This window comes from Desulfovibrio sp. 1188_IL3213, from assembly GCF_036763145.1.
GTDB lineage: Bacteria > Desulfobacterota > Desulfovibrionia > Desulfovibrionales > Desulfovibrionaceae > Desulfovibrio.
Window position 1 is genome coordinate 1 of sequence record NZ_JBAIYR010000197.1, and the last position, 4,152, is coordinate 4,152.

The 4,152-nt window shown below is 57.2% G+C and carries 3 protein-coding genes and 1 pseudogene; 2 read left to right on the forward strand and 2 right to left on the reverse strand.

Translation table 11 applies throughout. The features are described from left to right. Window positions 1–357, reverse strand: a pseudogene (locus V6C16_RS08680) (30S ribosomal protein S12 methylthiotransferase RimO); the annotation flags it as partial. Between the two features lie 137 nt (window positions 358–494). Between V6C16_RS08680 and V6C16_RS08685 the strand changes: the two are divergent. Next, entirely contained in the window at window positions 495–2,744 is a 2,250-nt protein-coding gene (locus tag V6C16_RS08685) for a putative bifunctional diguanylate cyclase/phosphodiesterase (RefSeq protein WP_333543021.1), read from the forward strand. A 413-nt stretch (window positions 2,745–3,157) separates the two neighbouring features. Here V6C16_RS08685 and V6C16_RS08690 read toward each other — a convergent pair whose 3' ends face one another. After that, window positions 3,158–3,727: a hypothetical protein gene (locus V6C16_RS08690; RefSeq protein WP_333535030.1), complete on the reverse strand. Its 570-nt coding sequence runs from the start codon at window positions 3,725–3,727 to the stop codon at window positions 3,158–3,160. A gap of 281 nt (window positions 3,728–4,008) precedes the next feature. Here V6C16_RS08690 and V6C16_RS08695 point away from each other — a divergent pair. Then, window positions 4,009–4,152: pantoate--beta-alanine ligase (locus V6C16_RS08695; protein ID WP_333543022.1), on the forward strand; the 144-nt coding region annotated here is incomplete at its 3' end.

Below are 4,152 nucleotides of genomic sequence, written 5' to 3' on the forward strand. Positions count from 1 at the left end.
AGGCCAGCGCTCCAGATCCGCTGTGGGCAGCCACAGATCCACTTCCGGCAGCTCTTCAGCCAGATTTTCCGCGCCGTAACGGCCCACCATGCAGCCGCCCACGGCCAGCAGAGGTTTTTTGCCGCAGCGGCCAAGGCGTTGCCCCGCGTCCAGAACGGCACGCACAGACTCGCGCACGGCGGGATCAATAAACCCGCAAGTATTGATAAATACAAGGTCTGCGCGGCCCATGTGCTCCACATGGCTCACAGGCACGCCCAGCGAACCGAGCAGGCGCTCGCTGTCGACCCTGTTCTTGGGACACCCCAAACTCAACGACCAGACCTTGATCTTTTTCTGTTTGTTTCCACTTGTCATGTGGGGCATCCTACAGATGTGCCTGAGACTTGTCACCAGTGCGGTTCATTTGCAAAACGTCGGGGCCGGTGCTAGGCTCAAAACTTGACAGTTCGGCGTTAGCGCCGTATCCGTGCGCAACCAACCAAGCGTTGCTTATGAAAAACAAACCCACCCAAACCAACACCCAAAAAGATTTCACTGTAGCTCCCATGAAATGCCTTGCAAGCGGCAGAATGGAAGAGCAGTGTTATTCAGGCGTGCTGCGCAGCGTCTACGCCGAAATATATCTTCTGGATTTTAAAAAAAACCAGGCGCGCGAGCTGTACAGAAGCGACGATATTTTCCTGCCGCCTTCGGCCGGACTCGCCCTGTCGGACCTCTTTACCGAAGCCTTGACCAAGCTCGTCCACCCTGACGACCACGACGCGCTGCTACGCTTCTGGGACCCCCTGGCCCGGCGGGATCTTGAAAAAAACGGCCAGCCTTTTTCTACGCTTGATATGCGCAGAAAATGCCGCAACATGAGCTACCGCTGGACGCGCATTACGGCTTTTCCCGTTCGCCAGCCCGGCGGTGATTTTGTTTATCTTGTCTGTGTGCAGGATGTGGACGAACTCAAGCGCGCGGCCACCATCGTGCGCGAAAACGAGCTTCTCCAGCAGCAAAAACTCGACAACCTGCGTTACAAGGCCGTGGTAGACCATACGCGCACCCTGGTATTCGAGTGGCGCAACAATGACCTGACCTACATCAGCCCCCGCATAGGCGAACTGCTGGCCGGAAACTACGACGACCGCATTCCCTTTGATGTCTGGCGTGAGGACAGTGTCCTGTACAGCGGCGACAGCGCCGCCTTTGACACCTGCCTTGCGCGCATGGCCCTGGGCATACGCTCCGGCGAAATGACCCTGCGCCTGCGCCGCCGCGACGGACAGTTCATCTGGTGCAAGGTCACCTACACCTGCCTGGCGGACGACGCCCCGGGAGATCGCTACATCGGAACCATCAACGATGTGGACGCCGCCACCCGCACGGAACAGGCCCTGCGCCTGCGCGCCGAACACGACCCCCTTACCGGGGCCTACAATACCCAGACATTTTTTGAAAAAGTTGAAGAGCTGCTGCGCGAGTACCCCACAGAGCCTTATGCCGTCCTGCGCTTTGACGTGGCAGGCTTCAAAGCCATTAACGAGGCATTCAGCCTTGAAGAGGGCAACCGCCTGCTGCGGGCCATCGCCCGCCTCATCCGCCAACGCATCGATACCAGCCGCGAGGCATACGCCCGCCTGACGGCCGACGTGTTTGCCGTCTGCGTCACCGGCGACCTCAACCGGATTAAAAGCTTCATCCATTTCCTTTCGCGCAGGCTTGAGCACTATTCCGACACTTTCAGGGTCAAACTTTTCTTTGGCGTCTGCCAGGTGGAAAACCGCCGCACCCCGGCCCATGTGCTCTGTGACTGGGCCTATCTGGCGCAAAAAACCATCAAAGGCAGCGACCTTGCCAACTTTGCCTTTTATGATAACGCGCTACGCCAGCGTCTGCATGATGAAAGCTATATTACCGACCAGATGTACCATGCGCTGGAGCAAAAGCAGTTCAAACTCTACCTGCAGCCCAAGGTGGAACTCTCCAGCGGCCGTATCGTGGGGGCTGAAGCCCTTGTGCGCTGGCAGCATCCGCACGACGGGCTGATCTTGCCCGGCCGCTTTGTGCCGCTTTTCGAGCGCAACGGCTTTATTGTGCGGCTCGACGAATACATCTGGGACCTCACCTGTCAAAGCCTGCGCATGTGGCTGGACAAAGGCTACAAACCCATGCCTGTTTCGGTGAACATGTCGCGCCTGCATTTTAATGACGGCGGCCTGACCAAAAAACTGGTCCAGCTTACAAGCAAATACCGCCTGCCTCGCAACCTGCTCGAACTGGAACTTACCGAAAGCGCCTTCTTTAAAAATGAAAAAGCCCTCATTCACATCATGTGCCAGTTACAGGCCGAAGGCTTTATCTTTTCCATGGACGACTTCGGCACGGGCTATTCCTCGCTAAGCACCCTGCGCGCCCTGCCTTTCGATATTGTCAAACTGGACCGCGCCTTCATCAGCGACGGCACAGACAACGAACGCGGCCAGATTGTGGCCCGCAACACCATTGCCCTTGCCAAAGACCTGCGCATGCAGATAGTGGCGGAAGGCGTTGAAACCCTTGATCAAGCCCGATTTCTGCTCAATTGCGGCTGCAACTGCGCCCAGGGCTTCTACTATTCCCAACCGCTGGACGAAAACGCCTTTGAGGTGCTTGCCTTCATTCAGGAAAAAGCCTTCTGGGTGGACCCCCTGCTGGTCAACGACGCCCGCGCTCTGGGCCTTCCCCTCAGCGACGAAAAGCCCTTCTACGACTTCTAGAGCAGATTAACTTTGAAATGCTTCACATTTCAAAGTTTTCATTCAGCCGAAAAATGCGATTTTCGGCTGAATCCACGCCACATTATGGCGCGCTGCACTTTCGTGCAGCTTTAGAGCATTTACACTTTTTCAAAGTTAAAATGCTCTAAAGCCGCTTTTAAATAAAAAAGCAGCGCCAAGAGCCTAGACACAGCCCTCAGCGCATTCCAGCCTGAAGAGTACCCCAAATCTTTGGCCGCCCAAGCCCGGCACCTGACAGCACAGCGCATGACGGGCGGTCTTCAGCCGCACCAGCCCGGCAGCCGTGCCAGCGGCGCGCCATTTGGGGCATCTGTGTCTGTTGCCTTTCACCTGCTCCTCCCGCCACAGCAAATGCTGCGCACGCCGGAAGCGCCGTTTCCGCTGAAGCGTCCTTACAGGGGCAACCGCAGGAGGCGTATGGTGCTTGGCTGTATATAAAGCAGTTTTTCCTGGCATATGCACCGTGGGCTGGTGACAAAACTGTCTTTACGAACGTTCAGCACGGCCTCGGCCTCATGGCTGCAATCAAAAAGATGCAGCACGTTGTTTTTCAGGCTGTCGGCAGTTGTCCAGTGGCGGTTCATGGGCGGCCCGTCAGGCGTAAGATGCCGCAAAAAACGGAAAACAAGCGCCCGGTGAGCGCCGCCGTTAAGCCACTGGTCAAAACAGTCCCACACCTGCTCCGCCGAAGGGTCCTGATCCGTGCCGAAAGGCTGGCGCACGTCCAACGGAAAAACGCGGCTCTGCATCCGAAGTATGCCGTCCACCAGGTCGCAATAGTCCGTTTCCTGCTCCAGAGCGGCCCGGAAGGTCGCGGGGGAGGCCGCAAGAGCCATAAGCGACTCGTTAAAAATCTCGCGCGCCTTGAGCACCCGGATGCTGTGGGTAAGCCGCAGGGCATTGAGCACGGCATAAATGGCGCAAAAGGTGTCGAGTTTGCCCTGATAAAAGGGTTTCAGCATGGAAATCCTCCCGTAGTTCTTATGCCTACTGCCAGCCAGCCGGTCAAGGCGGAATGCGCCCCGCGGCCTGCCCCATGCTTGCCTGCGCGTCCTGACCAGAGCAGATGAACTTTGAGAGTGTGCATTCTCAAAGTTCACTTCGGCGCTTCACCGAGCAAGTAAATTGCACTTGCCCGGCCTGCCGCGCGGCGCGCCCTTTTTGCATACCCGACTTTTCCTTTACAAGCGTGTCGCGTGCGTGTATAAGAGTTCATTCATAAACTATATCACAATACCTTGATATGCAGATATTTACTACGCCTCAACAACTTGCGGCCCAGTGCCGCGCCTGGCATGCGGCCGGGGACGACATCGCCCTTGTGCCCACCATGGGCTATTACCACGCCGGCCATGAAGACCTCATGGCCCACGGGCGCACCCTGGCC